We start from the raw sequence: 25,852 nt of genomic DNA, 5'->3' as shown, positions 1-25,852 counted from the left end.
TTACAGTGTTTGTATTTATGATGGTTGGGTTTGCAGTTGTTGATGCCCTCCATTCAGGCACGCTCTTTACATACCCGTGGTTTTTCCAAGCATAAATAGGACTAGAAAATCCTTCTCCATAAGTTGCAATGCCACCACCTGCATCTAATGTAACTTCATATGCCCACTGTGCATGGCAGAGTGCATTATAAGACGGCAGAGTTGTCTTTGTAGTTATTCGGGAAGTACTTGTGGTGGCGTTGGTATACCAACCAACAAATTTCGCACCAGGTTTTGTAGGCGCTGGTGGAAACGTTTCTGCCGCTATCGTTGAATTGGGGGCGTATTTCTGGGTTCTTTTAGTAACTACACCATCTACATAAAAACTAAACGTAATATCGTTTGCTTCATAATGTGCATACCAAGTTGTAGGACCATTGCTTACAACAGTATTGCTTGGAAGTACACCGGGTGCAGCTATTAGTGTGCCATCAACTGGCGCATCATACCAACCCACAAAAGAGTAACCCGCTTTAGGTACAGCCTGAGGGAAAGTTTCTGCAGTTAATTCACCTGATCCGTCGGCGTTTGTATACCAGCCTGTCTCATACCATTCATAAATTTTAGAGGGAGTAACAGAACTGCCACCATTTGCAGTGTTAGCATCTAGGTTTACTTCGTAAATAAGCTTCTTAAATTTTGCAGTGTAGGTTTTATCCTGCAGCAGGCTGGTTGGAGTACTGTGCACATGCAAAGTATTACTGTTTTCACTATCAATATAGGCATTGTTAGCTTCATCTGTAGTAGTAATTTTGGTGGCACCGTCATACCAACCTTCAAGAGCATAGCCGGCATTAGGAATAGCAGTAGACGAAGTCTCACCATAAATGGAGTTAACAACTGACGAGCTTGGACTTACACTACCAAATGACCCTGCTTCGAAATTGATAGTTACAGATGTTGACCTAGAATCGGTTATGCGAATACCAAAAGTTGACGTCGCATTAAGATCGTTACCGTAACCTTCTGCCGTATATGGAATGTTAGGGTTGGAGTTATCGTTCAGCGATTCTGCAGCACTGTTTATTACACGCAACCCCACCCCGCTGACTACTGCACCAGTAACCTCATTGCTCTCCAGAACAAGAAATCCTCTGTCGGGAATTTCGAAGCCCTTGCTAGTGTCTGTTACGCGCAATTTAAGAGTAGATTTTGCTTCAATAGTGCCCGTGCCCGATCCCATACTAGGAACAACATTTTCACCATAAGCATTCCGCGGAGCAACAACCGATACAACCGACACAAGAAGCGCACAAGTAAGCGATGCAGCCAGCACCAATGCAAGCCAAACGCGCATGTGTGCTTTCGTTGTATTTAACTTGTCTTGCATCGTTTATAACGCTCCTTTTTATACAACAAGCAAAAACCAAGTATCAAAAACAGAAACAAACACATATGCCATTAGCCCTACTAGCCAATTGCTTCTCAGGTGCCGGAAAACCCGGAGGATGATTAATCAAACCAGAATCATTGAGATACAGGAAAGTGTCGGCGCGTTCTGGATTTGCCGAGCGAAGCCAACATATTTCGTATTGGTATTGAAGACTTGGATTCGTACCTGCATCTGAAGCGCTTTGCCGCGGTCCATTAATCAATGTTTCCTGCGAGTAATACTCGTATTGATAACCTTCCTTGAAAATCCACTGATAATTTGAATATTGACTGCAAACAGCACCAAATAATTCATAGTAACTAGGTATAAAAAATTGATCTTGCGAAATATCCACATAAGGATTTTGCGAATTGTACACCGCGCCGTATTCTTTATTAACAGTGGCTGCAAGACTTTTTAAGTCGCTGTGCAAATTTTCAGAATAGAATTCGCCATCTTCTTCATTCATTGAAGCTCTAAGGGTGCTTTGCCCCCAACCGCCACTGTTGGTATTCGTCTCGTTCATTCTGCCGACACCAGCAATATGTTGGTCGCCCGTAGTGGGGTCGACCAAACCTACCTGAAATGTTAAACCTGCCTTACCAGAGCCATCGGCTAAATTGTCATGCAAGATGCCTATAACCTTGATGGGCGTAACGTTGCCCTCAAAAAGCGCCTTGCATTCATACAAGCGATACCGATACACATACCCTGAATACATTCCGTAGAACAGGGAATTTTTTCCATTTTCTGATATATCCTGCGCATGACCCTTAACTTGCCGCGCAGTATATGTTTGCCCCGTTATGCCGTCTGTCAGATAAAAACCATAGCCCTCTGCATCACTCATGTTTGCGGGAATGCTACTACCATCTCCCCTTGGAATATAGGGAGATATGGTGTATATAACGGACGAAAGCGGATAAGCAGTTTGAGCATCATCTGCCGCTTCTCTTTTTACTTTAGCGTTAGCATTGGGCGCCTCATAACTATTTGTAAGATTTAGCCTGAATGTGCAATCTAATGTGCTGTCGGCACCTATAACGAAAGTATCGCCAAAAACGTTATTGGTTGGATTAGCGTTTACATTAAGGGCTCCACCAAAGTATTCACCTTCAATAGCCATATCCAGCGCTTTTTCGGGCTGACCTGCAGGATATAAGCTGTATAAAGTTTGGTCTTCTAGCGCAGTATCGTTTCCGCTTAATGCGGCGTGCGCTTCTTCAATAACATCAACAAGAGCGCTTTCCTGAACAGTTTGAATCTTTGTTATTTCAACGGCACTACTGCCGGCATTACGAAACGACACAGGCGCTTCGATATATGGTTGCGGGTTAGCTATGTCGTATCCTGCGGCGCCACCAAACACTACCGACAATGAAACTGTTATGCTTATAACATCTACAGGTTCACTAACAGCACGCGATTCCACCTCTGAACTTACCGTTTCGGCATAAGCAGTACAAGGCAGCATTGTGCATGCAAGCACCAAAGCTACAAACAACTTCTGTATCTTTGTTATGTTTAATTTATCTTGCATTGTCTGAAACGCTCCTTTTATACGCAGTAAGTCGAAAGCCGGAAATTAAAAACAGAAACAAGGAACTACGCCGTTTTGGGTATCTGCCTGTAATGCAGCAGGGAAACAGTAATCGTTTTGGTTTGTGTACATAACGCCCATGCCAGCTTTACCATTATGCAACGAGCGTGTCCACCAAGGTTTAGCTTCCCCTTGATAGGTCTTTTTGTATTGCTCATTTTGCGGAAACGAAGTCGCAGGTGTTTTAATGCTAATTCCAATATTTTTGTAGTATTCGTATCTATAACCATCCACACGATAAATCTGATCTATAGGATTAATAGCAGTACTAAATAACTCGGAATAACTAGCTATGAAATACTTATCTTGAGAGATGCGAGTATTACTTTCATTTCCTGTTACATTCGCACCTTCAGTGTTTGCCACTGGCGAATACTCTTTATTAACAGTGGCAGCAAGATCGGTTATATATCTATGAAAACTCTGATATATTGAGCCCGTTTCTTCATTCATATCAGCTCGAAGACTTGTTGCCGCCCAACCACCAGCAGTTACTTTGCTGGTATTCATTTGCTCCATCTTAAAAATATCAACCATTTGGAATGTTAGACCCGCCTTGCCCGTACCATCTGCCAGATCGTCGTGCAAGATGCCAATTATGTTCAGATTGTAGGGTCTAATTTCACCCGAACTATTCATTAACAAACTGCACGTATACGGACGATAGCCATAAACATATCCTGAATACATACCGTAATAAAGCGATTTTTTGCCGTTTTTAGATATATCCTGCGCATGACCTTTTACGTCAAGTACGCTGTAATAAATCTCTGTTTGTTCATCTTGAAGGAAGAAAACCTCACCAGTATCCCAGTTTAGATTATCGCTTCCTTCGCCAGACGGAATATAGCTTCCTACAACATATGTAATTTTCGATAGCGGATGTACTTTGCCGCTGTTTTCGCCTGCTGCAGCTGTCGGATCAACAACAGCATTGGCATTTGGAACGTCGTATCTATTTGTTAGATTTAACCTGAGCGTGCACTCTAGCGCACTATCGGAGCCTATAATAAACGTGTCGCCAAAAGTATTTTCCAAAGCGGTAAATTCAGCATCTTCTTCTTTTTCAATCTTGGCTCCACCCAAATACATGCCATTTGTATGTGCCATGTTTAAGGCTTTTTCGGGCTGACTTTTTGGATATAAGCTATATGGAGTCTGATCTTCAATAGGAACATCGATGCCACCTACATCTGGTGTTGCCTGCTTGATAACATTTTCAAAACTGCCCGCTTCGTATTCTTCTGTAAAAATTCCTATTATCTGAGCAGCATTTTTACCAGCATTGCGAAATGTAATTGGTTCTTCTATACAAGGCTTAGGATTAGCTATGTCATAACCAGCGGAACCGCCAAGTGTTACAAAAATTGGCACAGTTAAACTTATGGCAGTTTGGGAAGCACGCAACTCAACATCCGCTTTAGCGTCTTCGACCTTTATTTCTGCTGCAATTTTGCCGCTTTCCACTGGAAGTGTTTCAGCATACGCCACGCCGGGCAGCAGCATACATATAAGTGCCAGCGAAACAAACATTGCTGTTGCCTTTTGCGCCCTATCTTTTAGCAAACCTACAGACGCAATATGGCTAAACCCGCTATAAAAGTGGCTTTGTTCAAAGCAACTTTGTTTGTTGTTTAGCTTATTTTGCATCGTATATAGCTCTCCTTATAGTCCCATCCAATTGAAAATCAAAAACAGAAACACGGGCAGACATACATCATTTGAGTTGACGCAATACTTTCGTTGTAATTACCATCGGCGTTTACGTAATAAAAATCGTTGACGTGGCGGTACATGGGGAACATGGAACGCTGCCACCAATCCACCGGTCTGCCACTACCTGTCGGACTGTCGGTTTTTTGCATTACCTCACCACCACCATTGACCATATCGCTAGCCGGCATTACGGTTGCGTAATACTCGTATTGATAGCCTTCTTTATACAGCCACAAATACATATCCGCATATGAACTACTGTGTTTCCAACCATTAACAGCGCCTGCTAGTTCGACAAGACTAGCTATAAAGAACTTGTCCTGAGAGACAGCTACAAAAGGACTTGTTGAAGAAATTGTTGGACCGTATTCTTTGTTTACGGTAGCAACTAGATTTGTTAGTTCAGTGGGTAATAGTCGATATATATCACCACTTTCTTCATTCATACTGGCTCTAAGATCGCTTTGCCCCCAGCCACCCCAGTCATCAGACTGTATATTTTCATTCATAGAAGCGCTATAAGGTAGAACCCCTTTCATCTGGAATGTTAGACCGGCTTTGCCCATGCCGTTTGAAAGAGAGTCATGCAAGATGCCTATAACATTAAAGTCGCAAATCTGCCGATTGTTTAACCAAGCTTTACATGTGTAAGGTCTGAACCCGTAAGCATGCCCCGAATACATACCATAATATAGCGAGTTTTTACCATTTTTAGATATATCTTGCGCGTGGCTTTTTACGTCTTGTGCGTTATAGGTTTGTGCTGTCATTCGGTCACGTAAATAAAATTGATTTGTTGCTGATAAATTTTCACTTCCATGCCCTGTAGGCGTATACGTTGTTATGGTGTATTTAACCTTTGAAAGAGGTTGAACAGTTTTGCCACCATCGGCTTTTTCCTGTTTAACTAAAGCGTTGGCGCCGGGTACTTCATAACTATTTGTAAGATTTAAACGACTAATGCAATTTAAAGCGCTATCGGCGCCAATTATAAAAGTGTCGCCAAAATAATTTTGGGTATCGTTTGCGAAACTTTGCGTAACCCCACCATAATAGTCGCCATCTTTATACTTTATGTTTACCGCTTTTTCTGGCTGTCCCTCAGGATACAAACTGTATAGAGTCTGTTCTTCAAGCGGGGTATCGTTTCCGCTTATTTGCTGAGCCGTAACAGTATAACTGTCACCTTGCATAAAACCTGTATCGGAAAGAACAGCCCGCACGCTGCCTTCTTCATATTCCTCTGTTTGAATGCGTGTTATTTGGATTGCGCTATAACCAGCATTGCGAAACGTTATTGGCGCTTCTAAACTAGGCTGCGGATTCGATATATCGTAGCCATCAGAGCCGCCAAATGTTACTACAAGTGGCACCGTAACGCTTATGACAGCTGCGGCAGCTAATGGCGCTATGCCAGCGTTAGGGTCAGCACCTTCAATCAAATTTGCACCGCATTCAGGGCATATAAATTTCACACTGTAAACATTTTCGGAATCTTCTGGAACTTCATTGCCGTCTTCGTCTACATATATGCGAGATTCATTAACTTGACAGGCGTAAAACTGCTGAGCGCAACTGGGACATGTGGTTAAATCTTGAGGGCTATTGCCATCGGTGCCGTCGCAGTTTGGTAGGTGGCGAGGCACTTTGGAATCGGTTACGTTTACCGTACCTGTAGCGCTATCTATAGGAAGCTGAGCTTCCTCGGCATATGCCATGCATGGCAACATTGCACACGAAAGCGTAAATGCAACTAATGTTGCTGTGGCTTTTTGTATCGTGTCTCTTATTGTCATGGTAGCGCCTTCGTTCTTTCACTAGCTGTTTTACGGTTTATGTAGCTGCACATCGCCACGCATTACCCCTGCCGCTGCCGATTTATCCAACGGAAGCAAAATTGTTACTTCAATGTTCGATGAACCGGGCTTTTTGCATGTGATTGTGCTTGTATTCGGATCTATGCTGATAGCACCTCCATGTCTATAAGAAACAGTGGCGCCTTTCGGCACATACAAATAACCGTCTTCGCTATACAAATTGACGCTTTCACCAACGGACAGATTGCTCACAGCACTTGACAGGCGCACTCCATAGGGAAGTAAATGATTGTTTGCAACAGGGGCCCCTAGGTTCCAACCGTATTTTTTTGATTCGGTGTATGGAACGTATATGTTGGTATTTGTGGTGGCGACTAATGCATGTGTGTCTATTGAGGGTATGGGACTAAGAGCAACTATCGTTGCTCCGTCTATATCGCCAAGGGCGGAAGCCCCTATTGCCATGATAGTTTTCGGTAGAACCAAAGTGTTTATGGCTGTGCCCATGAATGCATTTGCTTTTATTGTCTTGGTGCCAAAACTTAAACTTACCGAGCTTAGGTTTTCGCAGCCCGCAAATGCACCTTCACCAATTGTGGTGATGGAACCCGGAATATTTACTGCCACCAAGCTATTTTTGTTAGCAAAGCCTTCGTCGGCTATGGTGGACACGTCATATTCCACACCTTCTATGTCTACGATAGACGGCAAGCTAATTGCCGCCGGTGTGTTTTCTCCCGCCCAGCTAACTGACAGCGTATAGTCGGGCAGCACTGTATAAGCAAAGCCCGATGTGCTTTCGTCGGGCGCAATTGCATTTCCTACTTCAGTCAAGCTGGCAAAATGTGTAAAGCCAGCCGCCTCCCAAGCCTCTGTGTTCTTAGTTGCTACAGTTGCAAAACTGATAGTTTGGCTGGTGAAGGCGGGTATAGGCGCGGCTTCTGGAGTTGCTGCGGTTGCGGCTGCGGTTGCAGCCTCGTTTGCAGCTGTGCCCGCGTATGAACCTTCTGGGGTTGTTTCGTTTTCCGCTTTCGCAATTTCTAAAACATTACCGTTCGCAACAATAGTTTGTAAAACAGTATTACCCTGAAATGCACCTTCCGAAATTTTAGTGCAGCCCGACACGATAACCGCGTTGGTTATTGTGGGTGGAGCAGCGATCAGAGTTGTTAAATCTTCCGTATATAGAATGCCATCCACAGAAGTGAAGGTAGAAGTAGACGTGCTCCCCATGGGAATGCCGATGGCTATAAGCTTTGTGCAACGGGAAAAGACACAAGCAGGGACGGTTGCCAATTCGGCGGGGAGCACGACTTCACCCTCCAAGCCCTCCGGGACGAGGTGGAGGTTATTTCTAGTTACATCTAACAACATGCCGTTATAGCTTGCATAGGTGGCATTGCCAGCCTCAACCTGCACGGCAGTAAGATTGGGTAGCAGCTGAAAAAAGGCTAGATCGATTGAAGTAACAGTAGCTGGAATTGTAAGTGAGGTTACACCTTGTTTTTTGTCAGCCTCGTCGTAATATTCGGCTGTGTAAGGGTTTTTAGCGCTGCCATCTTTTGGTTTTTCTTGACCGATGTGCGTCAAAGTGTAGGTGTTTTGCGCATTATTAACGGTTTGGGGCAGCGTAATGGCACCTTGTGTTTGAGGAGCGAAGCCCACCAAGCTGACCGTTTCGCCATCTGAATTAACCTGATAATTTAGATTGTTCTTAGAGAAAATTATGCCAGCAGATGTGTCCTGAGAAACAGGTACGCTAGCTGAGACTATGTCTTGCACAGATTCCGCAACAAACGCTGCGGACTCAGAAGTTGCAGGAGTTTTTAGAGGAACAGTTTCTTGAATGCTATTAGATTGAAGATGAGTATCAGAAGTAGAGACGGCAGCAGAAACGACAGCATCCGCGTTATCTGAAACAGAACGCGATGACGATTCCGCATATGCGGATAGCGGTAAAAGATAGCATGCCAAAGATGTAGCTAAAGACACCTTGGCTGCCCGCCTAAGCATGACTGCCCTATTCATATTTGTCTGTCCCTATTCGTGTTTATTACTAGTTGCGTCCCGATGCAGCTGTAGCGTAATAAACAGTTTGCAATTACCCGATGACCAATTACATTAGCTATTCTATAACGAGCCACATGCTAATAGCAAACAGATATGCTAAATCACATAACTTTTTATTCAGCAACTTCTCGACTTAACTACAGCCTAACTGCAATTCTTCCTAGGGTAACTGCAAAAGGTTGCGCCTAGTTTGAAGGACAATTAAGCACTTACAGCCCAAAGAATTAATTGCATAACGTACAAATACAATCTTGCAGAAAGTTTTTTACGGAAAAATGGTCAAAACTTCCGACTTTCCACTGTGAAAAGCACAAAATAGCGCCTATAGATGCATCACTAAATACTGTTTGCCCAGTGTTCTCCACAATTCAAGCTGCCTTCATGGCAATCCGACCGTGGAAAGTCGGAAGTTTTGACCATTTTTGTCAATTTATTTCTCTCGCTACGCATTTGTTACGCATTTCTGTCAATCCGCTTTCCGTTTGATTGCCCGAGATGCGCCTGTTTCAACAATGCGTAGCAAATGTTGCTTTCGCACCACCGGCGGAAAGCGCATCTTTTACGATGCGCACCGAATCATACTGCTCCAATCTATGGTTTCGAACATGGTCGAAACTGTGAAACAATTTGGTGATTGTTTCTATTGCGGCAGAAACCCTGCAGTGAAAACAAACATTTCAGGGCGCGGCAACTTCGCAACTTAGCTGTAATTCTTAAGAAGATATAACAAGAATGCGCTCTATGCGCTTATTTATTAATTGCTTTATATATGGGATGCGCTGTTCCAATGCGAGGTTTAGTGCAAAAATTTGCTCTACTTCCTCGGCAAAGCCTTCAAGAGCATTTGCATTGAACCAAGAATAGTCGCTGACTAAACGCAATTGCTGATTAGGATCGTCATGAAAAGGCTTGGTTGTGAACGAAAGATCTCCACTTGCAAGCGCACCACTCGTCTTCTCGTTTAAAAGACTACTGCCAGTGTCAAAAAGCGGCGCAGGGCGGTATTGCATTGTTTCAACATTTCTAACTAATCCAAAGTTACGCAAATGTCTATCTGTGTTCCCTAGCAAATCATCCGTTACAATCATTTTGGCAAGCGCTACTTCTGCATTTTCCACTTTTAATCGAGAACAGCATTCCAAGTAATGCTGGTAAGTGCTGCAATTCATCGCTTTGTGTTTCGCCTTCATTACGTAATAGGCAGGGATATATTCTTCCTCGTCACTTATAAAAACTTCACAAAGAGACACAGTTTCGCCGTCGGGCAGCAATTCTAACCGATATGAAACGTAATCTTCGGGAGCAAGAAGCCGCCGATATAAACACGTTGCAGCAATTTCATTGTAGGGCTCTTGATTAAGAGATGTGCCCCCTTTTATAAGCGCGGGAACGCCATCAATTCGCACCCATCGCTTAGGGAGTTGCCCTTCAGACGTATTGTCTGGAGATTCTAATCCAACCTGCTCAAGCCAGTCTCCTGATAGCATTTCTGGAAATGTATTTTTGAAGTAATTGATCGAATGCCAATCAAGATTCATTTCTTTTGGGCGAATCCAATACTGGTCGGAAAGGGAAAGTCCTAAACTTTTGAAGGGAAGTCGTGTGGGGTCGGAAAGACCAAGCGTTGCCAATTTGGCTTCCATGCCAGACCGCGATAGAGGAATTGAACGGTGCTTCCACCAATATGTAAGCGCACTTAAAGACACTTTTTTACCTTGCGGAGACATTAATCCCAAAGGAGCTCGTGACGGATCTATGATTTGCGTTACCTCTGTAAATTCGTCGGAAAAATTGTCGTATACGAATTCGAAAACTTCATGGTTTCGGTTCATTAATGTAAAAAACCTAGGGTCTTCTTTAGATCTTTTGGGAGGACGCCCGGGGGAAGGAAGCGATTCGGCGCGCGCCTCTACCGCATCTTCGTCTACAAAATATCGCCCTGCTATCATTTCAGCAGGAAGCATTCCTTCTTTTATCAACTGATGGACGCGTGTTGCGCTAATGCCAAGTTTCTGCGCGCATTGTTTGACCGTATATTCGAAAGCCATAATTCCACCTAAAATAGGTTTCTATAAAACCTTGAAATTCATCAAGGTTTTATAGAAAAGTTTAGTTTCCAAATAAATATTTAGCAATAGAAACAAATTTCTTTGACTGATTGCAATTTTAATCTGGACAGACACAATCGCAATTCGTTCGCGACTCAATATGCAACTTAGCTGCACCCCAACTGCAATTCTTCCTAAAGTAACTGCAAAAGGTTGAGCCTAACTTGAAGGGCGATTAAGCACTTACAGCCCAAAGAACTAATTGCATAGCACCCAATTACAAGCTTGCAGAAAGTTTTTTACGGAAAAATGGTCAAAACTTCCAGCTTTCCACTGTGAAAAGCACAGAATAGCGCCTATAGATGCATCGCCAAATGCTGTTTGCCCAGTGTTCTCCACAATTCAAGCCAGCTATACGGCAATCCGACCGTGGAAAGTCGGAAGTTTTGACCACTTTTGCCAATTTATTTCTCTCGCTACGCATTTGAAACTTCGCAACTTAACGAGATTGATTGCAATCGCAATATGGACATGCACAATCTTAATCTGGACGGATGTTCAGGGGTGTTCAGATTAAGAATTCAATTAACACTGGATTTTTCGCTTCGGTTCATCGATGCAAAAAATTCATCCGTTCACGCATCTCTTTCAGTACCATCCAAATATTGTTCAAAGAAATTATCAGTAAGAGCAAAGGTTACCGGATTTCTTCCTCTTACTTTTTTTACCACTTGATCTTGGATGAACTTACTCAAGTATTTTCTGGTCTGCTGGAGGCTTACCCCGATCAAATCTGAAAGATTTTGCAAAGGAATATCTTTAAACATGCCAAATTCATTTTGTTGTGCCAACGCAAAAATTAAAGTCATCTCTTTAGTTTTATATCCAAAACTTTTTTGTATACCAGACATAGCATTTTCAAGTTGCTCATAACGTACTGTTCCGCGCTCCAAACGATCGATCAGTTCGTTTTGCGCATCAAATATGAACTCAAGCATAGTAAATACAAAAAAAGTAAGTTCAGCTTTATTAAGACGATCCTCTGTAATTTTAAACGCCTTATAGTAAGCATCCTTATTTTTCGCGATTACACGAGAAAGAGACAAAGCAGTAGGCTTTGATAATGATTTTTCCAGCCAAAGAGACAACAGGTATCTTCCAGTACGACCATTACCATCGTAAAAGGGGTGAGCGTATTCAAAAATGTAATGGGCTGCAATTGCCCCGTATATGGAAGGCATTTCTTCTGTATAAGCTATTCGGAGCATTTTTTCCATTGCGTTTACTATTTCGTCTTCGGGATATAGACCGCTATGAACTTCTTCTAGTCCATTAGAAACATACACTCGATCCTTTCTGAATAACCTGCCATCAGGTTTTTCTTCCATCACCTCCCCATCCATAACCTTGTCATAGATATCCCTAATATCATCTGGCTTGGTAGGAAGATTTGGAACAGAAAAGGTCATATCAAGATATAATCGTGCAAATTCGCGAAAACGTCTAACCTTTCCGCTCTCGTTAGAACTTCGCAATGCTTCTTCTATTTGCCGCCTAGTGCTATGAATATTCTCTACAAAATTACTGCTAATCACCTCATCAAATACGAGGCTTCTTAATACTTCATCGCCGGCAATTCCGGGCAATTGTTGCATGAGCTTTGAGATTTTTCTTTCCCTTCTAAGCACTCGTTCAAAAAGCGTTGTCATTTCGCTGGGCACAGCTATAAAAAGGGAACCGTGGGTTGTGGAAAAATCCAATTTAAACGTAGAAGAAGAATTGAATCTTTCAGTAAACTCTTTTTCGAGAGCCTCGTTTGGATCAGATTGTTCTGCGCGATAGTAGACTTTTCTTAACTCGGCGTAATTCATATAAATCCATTCTTGAATATAATTAATAGATTTAAAAAGTCCATTAATTATACTATTTTCCAAATTTATATAATTAACGCAAGTCTTCAATATCTCAAATTATCCAATTGAGAGTATTGAAGCAGAAGATTTCAGGTTGAACCGAACGCTGAGGGCTGATTGTGGTTAACCGCAACTGACTCGCTAGAAATCAATAGGTATAAATTACCATAATCTGAAAGTAGAAATGACCATAATCTGAAAGTAGAAATGACCATAATCTGAAAGTAGGAATTACCGTAATCGAAAAACAGGAGCAACCATAATCGCAAAGTTACTACAATCATACAGTTTGCCATCGTCTGGAATAGCTTTAGAAGATATTTAACAAGGGTTTTCGGGCACCAATAGTTGATACAATACTTCGGTATGAATGAAAGCGCGAACACATTGCCTGCTACCGACACCCTTACCGCCACGGTTAGCGTTATTGTGCCGGTGTTTAATGCTGCGCAAACACTTGAGCAATGCCTAGATTCTATTCTTGCGCAAACATATAAGCAGCTAGAAATCGTATGCATTAACGATGGCAGTACCGACAATTCGGCAGCGCTATTAGATGCCTACGCCCAGCACGACAACCGTGTATGCGTACACCACAAAACCAATGGTGGATACGGTAGCGCTTGCAATTTAGGGCTTGCCAAAGCGCGCGGAAACTGGATCTCTATTGTAGAACCCGATGACTGGATTGAGCCGCGAATGTATGAATCTATGCTTACTTTTGCTGCCTCTTTCAACGCTCAGATAGATATTATCAAAACCCCTTACTGGCGTATTGTCGAGCCCGACACGCCGCACCAGCGCAAACTTCCATGCCGATACGCTGGTCGCATCCATCCGCCTTGCCAGCCTTTCCAAATTGCTGAAGCTACACGAATCATGCGCCACCATCCCTCCATTTGGTCGGCGCTATACCGCAGCGATTTTCTAAACGAGCACGAAATTCGTTTTCCCGAAATACCCGGTGCAGGCTGGGCAGACAACCCGTTTCTTATAGAAACGCTGTGTCAAGCCAAAAACATCGTATATTTAGATGAGGCTTTCTATTGTTACCGCGAAGACACAGAAGACAAAAACGCTGCATTCGCGCAAAAAAACCCTATGATGGCGTTCGAACGCTGGCACGACATTACCGACATACTAGAGCGCCTAAACGTTACCGATTCTGAAATATGGTCTATCCAGTATAAGCGCGCTTTTCGCTACTTTGGCATAGTGGAGAAAGCTGTTGGTTTGGATGCGCCGGGCATACGCGCGGCTGCACTTGCCATGTTTGAGCGCATGAACCCGGAAGGTGTATATGCCGAACCTGACATTTCGCCCGCTCAAAAGCAATTTTTCGCCCAAATGCGCGGTCTTCCTGCGCCGAAAACCAATCAGCTTCAATATGCAGCGTGGCTTGCACGCGAAGGCGTGGCAGAGCTACGCCAAACCGACCTGCGCCAAACGCTTCAACTAATAAAAGCCCGCATAAAACACTAAGACGATAAATCTATAAGCAACATCGTGCCTAGTTTTACGCCGTCAATGTGTCTATGGGTATTACGTAAATTCCATCCTCTTTTCTCTGGCGTGCATATTCGCCTTTCCCTACCAAAATAGCCATAAATTCAGGTTCAGAATTTCGGGCAGCAGGATTCGCTGTTATTTTCGCACGTAAACGTTGCAAGTTTTTAGTAGCCTCGTCTACTTTCGATTCTCCTAGTTTTATTTCTATGGCAGCCCATCTACCATCGCGCAACTCTATTATGACGTCTACTTCCAAACCATCACTATCGGAATAATAGTAAAGAGGTCTAGCGGATGCCTCCGGCAAAAGGCTGGCGTATACCCATAAATCATGAATACACAGCGATTCAAACAGTACGCCAAATACTTGCCCCTCTTCTAAAAGACGATTTGGGTTCAGCGACAACAGCGCTGCGCCTAATGAAGGGTCATCAAAATAACGCTTAGGCTTTGTACGCACGCGCGATTTTGCTTTAACAGGTGCATCCCAACCATGCAATTCATCCAAAAAATAATTCATTGAGAATTCAGTAAGGTAACTCGATATTGTTTCCTCAGTCAATGCTCTTTGCTCGCCCATGGCAGCATCGTTTGCAATAGTCTTTAAAGTAGCGCTTGTACCTAAGTTTCTAGCCAGCGACTTAGCTATTCGCCTAGCCGTTGTTGAATCTTTACCGGCCTTTCTCAGGCTTATATCGAATAACACATCTAGGTAATCTTCTATAACGTATTTGCTATCAACGCATCGGTTTTTGTTCTGAAGTGCTGGCCAACCACCTCGACATATTATTCTTGCAATATCTTCAAGACCCATGTTTGATTTCTGCGGCTCGAATTCTCCCTGAAATAACCCAGCCAAAGAAACTGACTTATTGGATTCTTCTGTTTCGGTCATCGTCATAGTGCGCATGCGAACCCTACCAATTCTGCCTGCACCACTATGTCTAGCTTCGTCTTTAGGCGGAGTAGACGACCCTGTTAATATAAATTGCCCTGCAGAATTTGCCATATCATCTATGCGATGACGCACAATATTCCATATTGAGGGCACATCTTGCCATTCGTCAATAGTGTGAGGGGTTTCCCCTATCAAAGCCAATTCAGGATCTTCAATATATAAAGCAGTGTTTTCGTCTACACGCACGATGCTTTTTGCAAACGCCGATGCCGTCCAAGATTTCCCACACCACCTTGTTCCGCATATTTCAACAGCTCCAAATTGCTGCAGTCTATTACTTACCAAGCTATCCAATAAACGTGGAATATATCCTGCAGGCTTTAGTTTTGTATACATGGTTATTCCTAGCTCAAGTAGGATATTTTTCTATACTGTAGCATATCAATCGTGCTTTTCGAGGATTTTCAATCGTGTTTTTCGAGGATTTTCAATCGTGTTTTTCGAGGGAATTTCAACCTAAATAGCCGCGAAATCACGCAGCATAACCTTTTTTCAACCGTTTTAACAGAGATTTTCGAAAGCAACGATTGATACAATACTGTGGTATGAATGAAAACGCGAACACATTATTCTTGCGCAAACACATAAACAGCTAAAAATCGTATGCATTAGATAAGCACGGCAGACTTTCCGTTGCCTTTCTTCCATTCTAGAAGCAATTCGTAGGCTTTTCTTTTGAAAATCATTATATGCCTCTTTACTGGGTGTATTCACGAAATGGGAAGTAAAGCATAGCGAATTTATCACGAAATGTGAAGTTAATATTTACTTGTATATCACGAAATGGGAAGTTAACGTTGATTGATTAATGCCATTTTCAACTAATAAAAGCTACATGAAGCACTAGTGTTCTGAATGCCAATACAAACAAGCACGATCTATTGCCTGTTCCCTGTTCGGGCGGTATTTTCGCTACATTTTCGTTGACATAGTGCGCTCTTTAATTTATCTTTTATAAGTTGCTTTCAAAAGCCCCGTAAAAGCAGCATTCCGCTTACGGTAGCGCGGGTGTCCAGACCCAAACACCGCACCGGCTTAGGAAACCGGTCAAGCGAAAGCGCTGCACTTTTGAAACTGCACACTCTGCCAAGTGGTCCCGCGTATGCGGGTGCTTCAACCACAAAGCGGACAAAAAAGTAAGGAATTGTTTGATGAAAACGTATCACGCAAAGCCCGGCGAGGTTGAGCGCGAGTGGGTGCTAATCGACGCTGAGAATCAAGTTCTCGGTCGCGTAGCATCGCTGACTGCCAACATTTTGCGCGGCAAGACGAAACCGCAATACACGCCCCATGTTGACGTGGGAGATTTTGTGGTAATCGTCAATGCGGACAAAATCCGCGTAACCGGCAACAAGGTGAACAACAAAGAATACTTCCGCCACACCGGTCATCCGGGCGGTCTGAAGTCTGAAACGTTTGCCGAGGCCATGGAGAGACATCCCGAACGTGTTATTCAACACGCAGTAAAGGGCATGCTTCCAAAAACAACTCTTGGTCGCGCTCAGGGCAAGAAGTTGAAGGTCTATGCCGGTCCTGATCATCCGCACGCAGCGCAAAACCCGCGCAAGATCGAAATGGAGGGTTAAATCATGGCAGAAGCTAAGAATGAGGCCCTTTACTATGGCACCGGTCGTCGCAAGAATGCTATCGCACGCGTTCGCCTAGTTCCCGGCACCGGCAAAGTTACCGTGAATGGTCGCGACGGCAACGAATATTTCGCACGCGAAGGTTTACTAGCCTACGCTACCACCCCATTCAAGGTTACTGATACGCAGGGTCATTTTGACGTAATTGCTCGCATAAACGGTGGTGGAATCAGCGGTCAAGCAGGTGCTTTGCGCTTGGGCATTAGCCGCGCACTACTTGATGCTGGCGATTATCGCGCCGAACTGAAAAAAGCAGGCTTTTTAACTCGCGACCCACGTATGGTGGAGCGCAAGAAATACGGTCTGAAAAAGGCTCGCAAGCGCCCGCAGTTCAGCAAGCGCTAAAGTTGCAAACAACATTTGCAAAAAGCCTCGGCATATGTCGGGGCTTTTTTCTTATATAGAGCATAAACCCATGTATACTTTCACTTGCAGCCGTTGTAAACACGCTGCAAGTGTATGTTAATAGAGGAGTTCTCATGGGCGGCTTTTTCGGCGCGGTTTCGAACCGCGATGTTGTACTGGATGTATTTTTCGGCGTTGACTATCATTCTCACCTCGGCACAAGACGCGCAGGCATGATCTTCGTAAATGGCGAAGGCTTCCAAAAAGAAATTCACTCAATAGAAAACACACCATTTCGCACGCGCTTCGAAGACGACCTGCCAAGCTTTAGCGGCACCAGTGGAATAGGCTGCATAAGCGACACCGACCCACAACCGCTACTCGTGCGTTCGCATTTAGGCACATTCGCGCTAACAACCGTCGGAATAATCAACAACGCCGAAGCGCTGGTTGACGAATTCTTCAAAAACGGAGAAAAGCAATTCATGGCTATGAGTTCGGGGAAGGTAAATTCCACCGAATTGGTGGCAGCGCTTATCAACCAGAAAGACAATTTTGTATCGGGAATAAAGTATGCCCAACAAAAAGTAGAAGGCTCGCTTACCCTGCTTATAATGACCCAAGAAGGCGAAATAATAGCTGCACGCGATGCCGTAGGTCGCCTGCCAGTATTAATTGGACGCAACGATGAAGGCTATTGCGTATCGTTTGAATCGTTTGCTTATCACAAACTTGGCTACATAGATTCGTACGAATTGGGACCAAGCGAAATAGTCCGCGTTACAACCAACGGTTTTGAAACGCTAGCTCCCGCGGGCGACCGCATGAAAATATGCGCTTTTCTGTGGGTGTATTACGGCTACCCGAATTCTAACTACGAAGGCGTAAACGTAGAAGTTATGCGTTATCGCAACGGCACAATAATGGCGCGCGACGAAGCAGCAGCCGGCGGAGTGCCCAAAGTTGACTACGTTGCTGGCGTACCCGATTCAGGTGTACCGCATGCCATTGGGTTTGCACACGAATGCGGTGGCACTTTCGCTCGTCCGTTCATAAAATACACCCCAACATGGGCGCGCTCGTTTATGCCAACCAATCAAGAAGTGCGCAATCGCGTAGCCAAAATGAAGCAAATTCATATACCCGAATTAATTGCAGACAAAAAACTTCTCTTTGTTGACGATTCTATTGTGCGCGGCACACAGCTGCGCGAAACCGTAGATTTCCTCTACAAATGCGGCGCGAAAGAAGTGCATATGCGAAGCGCTTGTCCGCCAATAATGTTTAGCTGCAAATATCTAAGTTTTTCAAGCAGTAAATCTGAGATGGATTTAATAGCTCGTCGTGTAGTTCACGAACTTGAAGGCGACGAAGGCGCAAAACACCTAGACGAATATGCCGACAGCTCCACAAAGCGCGGAAAATGCATGCTGAAAACAATTTGCGATCAGCTGGGCTTCGATTCGCTAGGCTATCAGTCTCTTCCGGGCATGTTGGAAGCCATTGGCATAGATCCAGCCCAAATTTGCACCTATTGCTGGACTGGCGAAGAATAGGAGAGTATAACCCCAACGCATTCTAACTGTTAGATTAACCATAGCTTATACAGCCTGAAAACTTTTCGAAACATTGGATGTCTAACGTAGAATGTACACAGGCGCAAAACTGCGCGTTCATCTGAAGGAGCAGCTAATGTCGAAGGTTCAAGATATTTATGGCACTATGGTGTTCGACGAACACACAATGCACGAGCGGCTACCATCCGCAACCTATAAGCAACTAATGCGCACAATAAAAGAGGGCGAACCGCTTAATCTGGAAGTTGCAAATGTGGTGGCGCACGCCATGAAAGAATGGGCAATTGAGCTGGGCGCCACACACTACACGCATTGGTTCCAGCCGCTTTCAGGCATTACATCTGAAAAGCACGACAGCTTCATCGATCCGATAAGCGATGGTCACGCCATAATGAGCTTCAGCGGCAAAGAGCTTATCCAAGGCGAGCCGGACGCATCGTCGTTTCCATCCGGCGGTCTGCGCGCCACTTTTGAAGCGCGCGGTTATACTGCGTGGGATCCAACATCGTTTGCGTTCATTAAAGATGAGGTGCTGTGCATTCCGACCGCATTTTGTAGCTATAACGGCGAAGCGCTAGACAAGAAAACGCCGCTTCTACGCAGCATGCAGGCTATAGAAGAACAAGCAAATCGCGTATTGGCGCTGTTTGGAGAAGACCATCAGCGCGTTGTGACCACCGTCGGCGCAGAGCAAGAATACTTCCTCATTAGCGAGAAAGACTACGAAAAACGTCTTGACCTTATGCTTACCGGGCGCACGCTATTCGGCTATTCGCCGTGTAAAGGGCAAGAGCTTGAGGAACACTATTTCGGAGCTATACGTCCCAGCGTAAACAGCTTTATGAAAGAACTTGACGACGAGTTGTGGAAGCTGGGTGTACCGGCAAAAACAAAGCACAACGAAGTTGCGCCGTGCCAACACGAATTGGCACCGCTGTTTGCAAACGCAAATCGAGCCATCGACCAAAACCTGTTAACTATGGAAAAGATGCGTTTGCTAGCTAGCCATTATGGTTTGGTGTGCCTAGAACACGAAAAGCCTTTTGAACACATCAATGGCAGCGGCAAACATAACAATTGGTCTATTAGTGCAGGCGGGAAAAACCTACTAGATCCGGGCGACAATCCTATAAGCAACCTGCGTTTCTTGGTGTTCTTGGCTGGCGTAATTCAAGCAGTTGATGACTATCAAGAACTGCTGCGCATGTCGGCAGCAAGCGCTGGTAACGACCATCGCCTAGGCGCAAATGAAGCGCCACCAGCCATTGTTAGTATGTTCCTTGGAGACGAGCTAGACCGCGTGGTAAACGCGCTAATAGCCGATGAAGACTACACCTCTGGCGCGCGCGCCGAAATGGATCTCGGTGTGGCAGAATTGCCTAATTTCTTGAAGGACAACACCGACCGCAATCGTACAAGCCCATTCGCCTTCACAGGCAATAAGTTCGAATTCCGCATGCCGGGCAGCGAACAAAATCTTTCCGACTGTAACATAATTTTGAACACGGCTATGGCAAAAAGCTTGAAAGAATTTGCCGATGAAATGGAAGACCACAAGCAAGACTTCCACGATGCTGCACTAGATTATGTGAAGCGCACTCTGCGCGATCATCAGCGCATAATCTTTAATGGCGACGGCTACTCCGACGAATGGCCCGCCGAAGCCGAGCGCCGCGGTCTTGCCAACCATAAGACTACCGCCGATGCGCTACCATGCTACATCAGCCAAAAGTCGATAGATTTATTTGGTGAATTCAATGTGCTCAGCGAAGCCGAAGTTCATAGTCGCTACGAGGTTAAGCTAGAAAAATACAACAAGACTATAAATATCGAAGTGCGCACTATGAAGCGCTTGGTTCGCCGCGTATACCTACCGGCAATTAATCAGTTTGCAGCAGAGGTTGCCAAGCACATTACACAGATAAAAACTGCTCTTCCCGACGCTAACCAGAAATACCAAGAAGCAAAGCTAAGAACGCTGTTAGAAGGCGCCGATATAATTAACGAGCACCTACACAAATTACACGAACTGCATTGCGCTTCTCTCGAAATAGAAGATCAGCAAGAACGCGCAAATATGAATGCGCATGAAATAATTCCTGTTATGGAAGATTTGCGAGATGCGGTCGATTCGATGGAAATAATTGTAGACCACAACTTATGGCCAGTACCTACATATAACGACATTCTGTTCTACGCATAAATTTCGACAATTCGGCAACGCAGCAATTACTAAAGAAGCCCCTGCAATAGGGGCTTCTTGCTTTACTAAGAAAGATTGGGGCGTTTGCTACTTAGCCACTATGTTCACCAAGCGTCCGGGTACATAAATTTGCTTCACAATAGTTTTACCATCCAACAATTCTGCTATCGCATCTTTTGCAGCAGCTATTGCAACATCCTCTTCAGCATCAGTTGGTACCATTATGCGTGCCTTCACCTTGCCAGATAGCTGCACGGCTATTTCCACTTCATCAGCTTTTGCTAACTCTGGATCAAATTCAGGCCACGGCTGTTCATGCACCGAATCAGAATGACCAAGTGCTGTTTGCCACAATTCTTCAGAGAAATGCGGCGCAATAGGTGCTAAAAGTTTTACCAGCGTTTCAGCCACATCTCGACACAGCGGACCACCCGTTGCGCAATTCATACGATGCTCAGCCGGACGCAACCGCAAAAACGCAGCCGTTGCATTTGCTAATTCCATAATTGCCGCAAGAGCCGTATTGAAATTGTTGCGATCGATATCTTCAGTAACTTTGCCCACCACTCTATGGCGTTCACGTTTCATAGCCATAGCGTAAGTATGCGCTTGGGAAGCATCTGCATCCGGATTGAAAAGCGTATCATCGCCTGCTTGTCCCACTAAGTCATTCACAATGCGCCACACACGATTCAAAAACTTTAACATGCTTGGAACCACATCGTCGTTCCAGAGTTTCTCTTTGTCAGGCGGTCCCATGAACAACATTGCAGCACGCACCGCATCGGCGCCATACTTGGCTATCATCTCTTCCGGACTTACAACATTGCCCTTCGACTTGCTCATAACTTCGCCATTGGCATCTAGCACCATTCCCTGACAAAGCAAGTTTGTAAACGGCTCATCAAAATCCAACATACCCGCATCTCGCAGCACTTTTGTGAAGAAACGGCTGTATAACAGATGCAGAATGGCATGCTCTATACCACCGATGTATTGGTCCACCGGCATCCATTCGTTCACGCGATCGCTCAGGAACGGCATGTTCTCGTTATGCGGATCGCAGTAGCGCATGTAATACCAGCTACTACATGTAAACGTGTCCATCGTATCCGTCTCGCGCTTAGCGGGCTTACCACAAACAGGGCATGTAGTGTTCACAAACCCGGCGTGCGTGGCTAGCGTTTCTCCGGCAGCCAAATCAATATCTTCAGGAAGCCGAACTGGCAAATCTTCTTCCGGAACTGGCACCACACCACACTTAGGGCAATGAATTGCCGGAATTGGATTGCCCCAATAGCGCTGACGGCTTATCAACCAATCACGTAGACGATACTCAGTAGTACGTTTGCCCTTACCAGCATCCTCCAGCGCTTTTACTATAGCGGCTTCACCTTCGGAATGCTTGCCGCCCACCATGCCAGTATACGGACCGCTTTGCACCAAAATACCTTCTGCTGCATATGCTGCATCCCAATCTACGTTGGTAACAGCACGGTTTTGCTCATCTTTAAGCTGCTCATACAGAGGATCGTCTTTATCCAGAATGATTGGAATTATTGGCAAATTGTATTTGCGGGCAAACTCGAAGTCGCGCTGGTCGCCACAAGGCACAGCCATAACAGCGCCTGTGCCGTAATCGGCTACTACATAATCAGCTACCCACACAGGCACCTGTTCACCATTTACAGGGTTAATAACATAACGACCAGTAAAAATGCCGTGCTTTTCGCGATCTCCCTGAGCGCGCTCCACCGCACTTACCTTTTTGGCTTCTTCCGCGAAAGCTAGCACTTCTGCTTCCTGTGCAGTACCAGCCACCAAAGCAGCCAGCCCTTCATATTCCGGACCAACCACAAAGAAACTGCACCCAAACAAGGTGTCAGCCCTAGTAGTAAATACTGTAATTACGTCTTCTTGCTTTGCGCATTCATAATTTTCATTTGAAGACGCGGAAGACGCGCAATGCGAAGGCTGCGCAGCTTCTGAATGTAGCGTTCCCTCCGCCTCTTCGCCAAGCGGCACTAAAACAAAGTCAACATTTGCGCCTTCGCTTTTCCCTATCCAGTTAGCTTGCTGCTGCTTTACGTTTTCAGGCCAGCCGGTAAGCTGGTCTAAGTCTTTAAGCAGCTCTTCTGCGTAGTCGGTTATTTTGTAGTACCACTGTGTAAGATCGCGCTTTTGCACCTCTGAATCGCAGCGCCAACAACGCCCATCAATTACCTGCTCGTTCGCGAGCACGGTACCGCAACCATCGCACCAGTTCACAGCAGAATTGCGTCGCTCCACCAACCCGCGCTTCCAAAACTCTAAGAATATCCACTGTCCCCAGCGATAATATTCCGGATCGCACGCCACAACCGTTCTATCCCAATCGTAGCTAAAACCCATGCGCTTAAACGAATCGCGCTGTGTATCTATGTTGCTATACGTCCACTTTGCCGGATGCGAATGATGCTTTATAGCAGCGTTCTCCGCTGGCAATCCGAACGCATCCCATCCCATAGGATGCAATACGTTAAAACCTTTCATGCGCGAATAACGTGCAACTACATCGCCATACGTGTAATTGCTTACGTGCCCCATATGAATGTCTCCCGAAGGATAGGGAAACATTTCTAACACGTACTTGCGCGGTTTGTCTGACTGTTCGTTTACGGAGTAAAGACCGTTTTCTTGCCACTGTAATTGCAAACGTGGCTCTATTTCATGTGGATCATATGCTTTCATGTAATTCCTTAGCTTGTGTAGAATATGCAGAGAACATTATAGCCATGCAGCCACCGTCAGGAGCATCATGAACTACCATAACGCAAGCTTCAAAGCGGCTTACGGCACATCTAGCCAACTTCCGCCCAGTCAAGGACCCGAAGTATCGTTTGCCGGACGCTCAAATGTTGGAAAATCGTCGCTGTTAAACAGGCTGATGTTTCGCAAAGGGCTAGCAAAGGTATCACAAACTCCCGGCAAAACAGCAACGGTGAATTTTTACAACGTAGACGGATTTGATTTTGTAGATTTACCCGGATACGGATATGCGCGGCGTTCTAAACAAGAATTAAAGCGTTGGTCAGAACTTATTGAGGGGTATTTTAATCAAGATCGCCAATTTGCGCTCGTAGTCAGCCTAATAGACATTCGACACGACCCAAGCGCACTAGACCATAATATGGTGGAATTTCTGAAGGAAGCTGAACTGCCTTTTGCAATAGCGCTTACAAAAGCCGACAAACTAAGCAAGCAAAAAGCGCTGCAACAGCGCGCCAAAATAACAAAACTGCTTAATCTGCCGAAAGGCATTCCTGTAGTGCTTACATCTTCAGAGAAGGGCACCGGCGCAGATGAACTGCGTAAGCTAATAAGCAGCTATGTCGAAACGGAAAACTAGCAAACCCGCTAGACCCTTATTTTTTGCGTCCGCGCATAAGCAGCAAGCACACAATTGCTACTATTGCAGCTACAACACCAATTACGGCTAACACAGCCACACTTCCTGCAAGCAAATCTTGCGTGATGGCTATAGACGAACCTTGTTGAACCACAGTTGTTACCGACGGAGTGTTGCGCTTGTCTTCGGATAATTGTTGCGGTCTTTTTATTTCGCGCTGGGTATCTGTATTAGATTTACTAGAGCTACCATTACTGATGCCATTTTGAGCTTCTGCCAATGGGCGCTGCGCCGATCTGTCTACAATTCCAACAGCATTGTTGTCTGAAGTCTGAATAGATTGTTTTGGTTTACGCGGCGCTATTTTACCTGTAATAACTAAATCAGGTTCGCGCGCTGATAATTTAGCTGTGTCGTCAGCAGAATTCGCGGGGTCGCCGCCTAATAACGCTGAAGTATTGCCTGCTCGCACGGCAGAGTTGCTCAGATGCATAGACACACCACGCGCTTCTACAACAGCAACTTCTTCAGATTTCTCTTCAGCTGTAAGAAAAACGGGGCATTCAAAGCTACCTTCAGCAGTTTCAGTAGGCATTGTTATTTTTGGTTCGCCCACTTCATAAGCAACATCCTCAGGAAGATTCATCAATGCAAGTTTCGCAATAACCCAATTTTGTACCGATACCTTCATAGAGGCTTCCGCTGCAGCCTCGTCATCAAAAGAGATATTATCGAATTCGTCGGCATCCATTGTCCAAGCAGCCTCATCTTCACTTACCTGCTCGGCTATGGTTTGGCGAATCTTATTTGCGACCTCTTCCACTTTTGCGCTTTGAGTATTCTGGTCAGCGTTAGTGTTTCCGGGTTTGTCCGAATCGTCTGGGTTAGTGGGTTCGTCAGATTTGTCCGGATTATCTGAATCGTCTGGATTATCCGGATTGACAGGATCGGGATTTACAGGTTCATCCGGATTAGGTTTCGGGTTGGGATTATCCGGTTCAGGCGTGGGCGTAGGATCAGGTTCCGGTTCAGGATCAGGTTCCGGTTCAGGATCAGGCTCCGGTTCAGGTTCCGGCGTAGGTACAGGGCTAGGTTGCGGATCGTCGCCAAAATCAGGATCCTCCGGATTAATTGGAGGGGTTGGATTATCCGCAACATATGGCACAGCTTCTATAGTGCCACTAATTGGAACTCGTCTCGCAAAGAAAATATCAAACCAACCGCGATGAACGTACACATCAGCGCTAAACGACCCTGCAACACCTGCCGGATTCTCGGGAGTACCATTTGTCGGCATAGTGTAAGAAACTGACGATTCATCTATGCGTATACGCACTTTTGAAAACTCAGAAGTGGTCAGCTCAGATTCCAGCCAACTCCAAAAAGTAACATCATCTGTTACTTTGCCATGCTCTGCCTTCCAGACTTTGGTCTTTAGGATATATTCAGCTTCGTCAACTACATCAAAGTAACCAAACAAGCTACCGTTTTCATCATGCGTTATATATACTTCTTCAGTCTCGGAAGGCTGCGAAACATTGGCAAAAGCACTAGCTGGCACGAGCGAAAGCGCAAGAGTAGATGCCGTGAAAACAGCTACCAACTTATTCAGTTTAGTTAGTCCCGCCAATACAACCCCGCTATTTACACC

Annotated in this window: 16 protein-coding genes; 6 read left to right on the top strand and 10 right to left on the bottom strand. The window is 45.0% G+C overall.

Annotated elements, in window-relative coordinates; translation table 11 throughout:
• The 7 genes from G7Y46_RS06875 to G7Y46_RS06845 form a co-directional block, all read right to left on the bottom strand.
• The coding region (locus G7Y46_RS06875) for an InlB B-repeat-containing protein (protein WP_165253507.1) at positions 1-1,369 on the bottom strand (1,369 nt) is incomplete at its 3' end.
• A 43-nt stretch (positions 1,370-1,412) separates the two neighbouring features.
• Positions 1,413-2,951 (bottom strand): DUF6273 domain-containing protein, encoded by a 1,539-nt coding sequence (locus G7Y46_RS06870; RefSeq protein WP_165253505.1) that lies wholly within the window; start codon positions 2,949-2,951, stop codon positions 1,413-1,415.
• Between the two features lie 45 nt (positions 2,952-2,996).
• Positions 2,997-4,661 carry a DUF6273 domain-containing protein gene (locus G7Y46_RS06865; RefSeq protein ID WP_165253503.1) on the bottom strand — a complete coding sequence of 555 codons (1,665 nt, stop codon included), beginning with the start codon at positions 4,659-4,661 and terminating at the stop codon, positions 2,997-2,999.
• A gap of 38 nt (positions 4,662-4,699) precedes the next feature.
• Positions 4,700-6,523: a DUF6273 domain-containing protein gene (locus G7Y46_RS06860; RefSeq protein WP_165253501.1), complete on the bottom strand. Its 1,824-nt coding sequence runs from the start codon at positions 6,521-6,523 to the stop codon at positions 4,700-4,702.
• A gap of 30 nt (positions 6,524-6,553) precedes the next feature.
• On the bottom strand, positions 6,554-8,572 hold the full coding sequence (locus tag G7Y46_RS06855) for a leucine-rich repeat domain-containing protein (RefSeq protein WP_165253499.1): 2,019 nt from the start codon (positions 8,570-8,572) through the stop codon (positions 6,554-6,556).
• 755 nt (positions 8,573-9,327) lie between these two features.
• Positions 9,328-10,662: a helix-turn-helix domain-containing protein gene (locus G7Y46_RS06850; RefSeq protein WP_165253497.1), complete on the bottom strand. Its 1,335-nt coding sequence runs from the start codon at positions 10,660-10,662 to the stop codon at positions 9,328-9,330.
• A gap of 635 nt (positions 10,663-11,297) precedes the next feature.
• Positions 11,298-12,533 carry a Fic family protein gene (locus G7Y46_RS06845; protein WP_165253495.1) on the bottom strand — a complete coding sequence of 412 codons (1,236 nt, stop codon included), beginning with the start codon at positions 12,531-12,533 and terminating at the stop codon, positions 11,298-11,300.
• 408 nt (positions 12,534-12,941) lie between these two features.
• Here G7Y46_RS06845 and G7Y46_RS06840 point away from each other — a divergent pair, with 408 nt between their 5' ends.
• Positions 12,942-14,057 (top strand): glycosyltransferase, encoded by a 1,116-nt coding sequence (locus G7Y46_RS06840; protein ID WP_165253494.1) that lies wholly within the window; start codon positions 12,942-12,944, stop codon positions 14,055-14,057.
• Between the two features lie 34 nt (positions 14,058-14,091).
• Here G7Y46_RS06840 and G7Y46_RS06835 read toward each other — a convergent pair whose 3' ends face one another.
• Positions 14,092-15,378 carry a DUF4143 domain-containing protein gene (locus G7Y46_RS06835; RefSeq protein WP_165253492.1) on the bottom strand — a complete coding sequence of 429 codons (1,287 nt, stop codon included), beginning with the start codon at positions 15,376-15,378 and terminating at the stop codon, positions 14,092-14,094.
• A gap of 815 nt (positions 15,379-16,193) precedes the next feature.
• On the opposite strand from G7Y46_RS06835, the gene rplM reads away from it, so the two are divergent.
• The 4 genes from rplM to G7Y46_RS06815 all read left to right on the top strand — a co-directional run bounded on the left by rplM (position 16,194) and on the right by G7Y46_RS06815 (position 20,813).
• Positions 16,194-16,628, top strand: a complete 435-nt coding sequence (gene rplM, locus G7Y46_RS06830) for a 50S ribosomal protein L13 (protein ID WP_165253490.1) — start codon at positions 16,194-16,196, stop codon at positions 16,626-16,628.
• A gap of 3 nt (positions 16,629-16,631) precedes the next feature.
• Positions 16,632-17,033: a 30S ribosomal protein S9 gene (gene rpsI / locus G7Y46_RS06825; RefSeq protein WP_165062874.1), complete on the top strand. Its 402-nt coding sequence runs from the start codon at positions 16,632-16,634 to the stop codon at positions 17,031-17,033.
• 134 nt (positions 17,034-17,167) lie between these two features.
• Positions 17,168-18,589 carry an amidophosphoribosyltransferase gene (locus G7Y46_RS06820; RefSeq protein ID WP_165062875.1) on the top strand — a complete coding sequence of 474 codons (1,422 nt, stop codon included), beginning with the start codon at positions 17,168-17,170 and terminating at the stop codon, positions 18,587-18,589.
• 136 nt (positions 18,590-18,725) lie between these two features.
• A complete protein-coding gene (locus G7Y46_RS06815) occupies positions 18,726-20,813 on the top strand; it encodes a glutamine synthetase III (protein ID WP_165253488.1) in 2,088 nt (695 codons plus the stop codon).
• Between the two features lie 87 nt (positions 20,814-20,900).
• Here the strand turns inward: G7Y46_RS06815 and leuS are convergent, their stop codons facing one another.
• Positions 20,901-23,543, bottom strand: coding sequence for a leucine--tRNA ligase (gene leuS, locus G7Y46_RS06810; protein ID WP_165253486.1), 2,643 nt, complete (start codon positions 23,541-23,543; stop codon positions 20,901-20,903).
• 67 nt (positions 23,544-23,610) lie between these two features.
• Here leuS and yihA point away from each other — a divergent pair, with 67 nt between their 5' ends.
• Positions 23,611-24,201 (top strand): ribosome biogenesis GTP-binding protein YihA/YsxC, encoded by a 591-nt coding sequence (gene yihA / locus G7Y46_RS06805; RefSeq protein ID WP_165062878.1) that lies wholly within the window; start codon positions 23,611-23,613, stop codon positions 24,199-24,201.
• 16 nt (positions 24,202-24,217) lie between these two features.
• On the opposite strand, the gene G7Y46_RS06800 is transcribed toward yihA, so the two are convergent.
• Complete coding sequence (locus G7Y46_RS06800; RefSeq protein WP_165253484.1) at positions 24,218-25,831, bottom strand: hypothetical protein; 1,614 nt, start codon at positions 25,829-25,831, stop codon at positions 24,218-24,220.
• Between the last annotated feature and the right edge of the window lie 21 nt (positions 25,832-25,852).

Origin of the sequence: Adlercreutzia sp. ZJ304, from assembly GCF_011039075.1 — a bacterium.
Lineage (GTDB): Bacteria > Actinomycetota > Coriobacteriia > Coriobacteriales > Eggerthellaceae > Adlercreutzia_A.
This window is presented reverse-complemented; position numbering and strand designations above follow the sequence as displayed.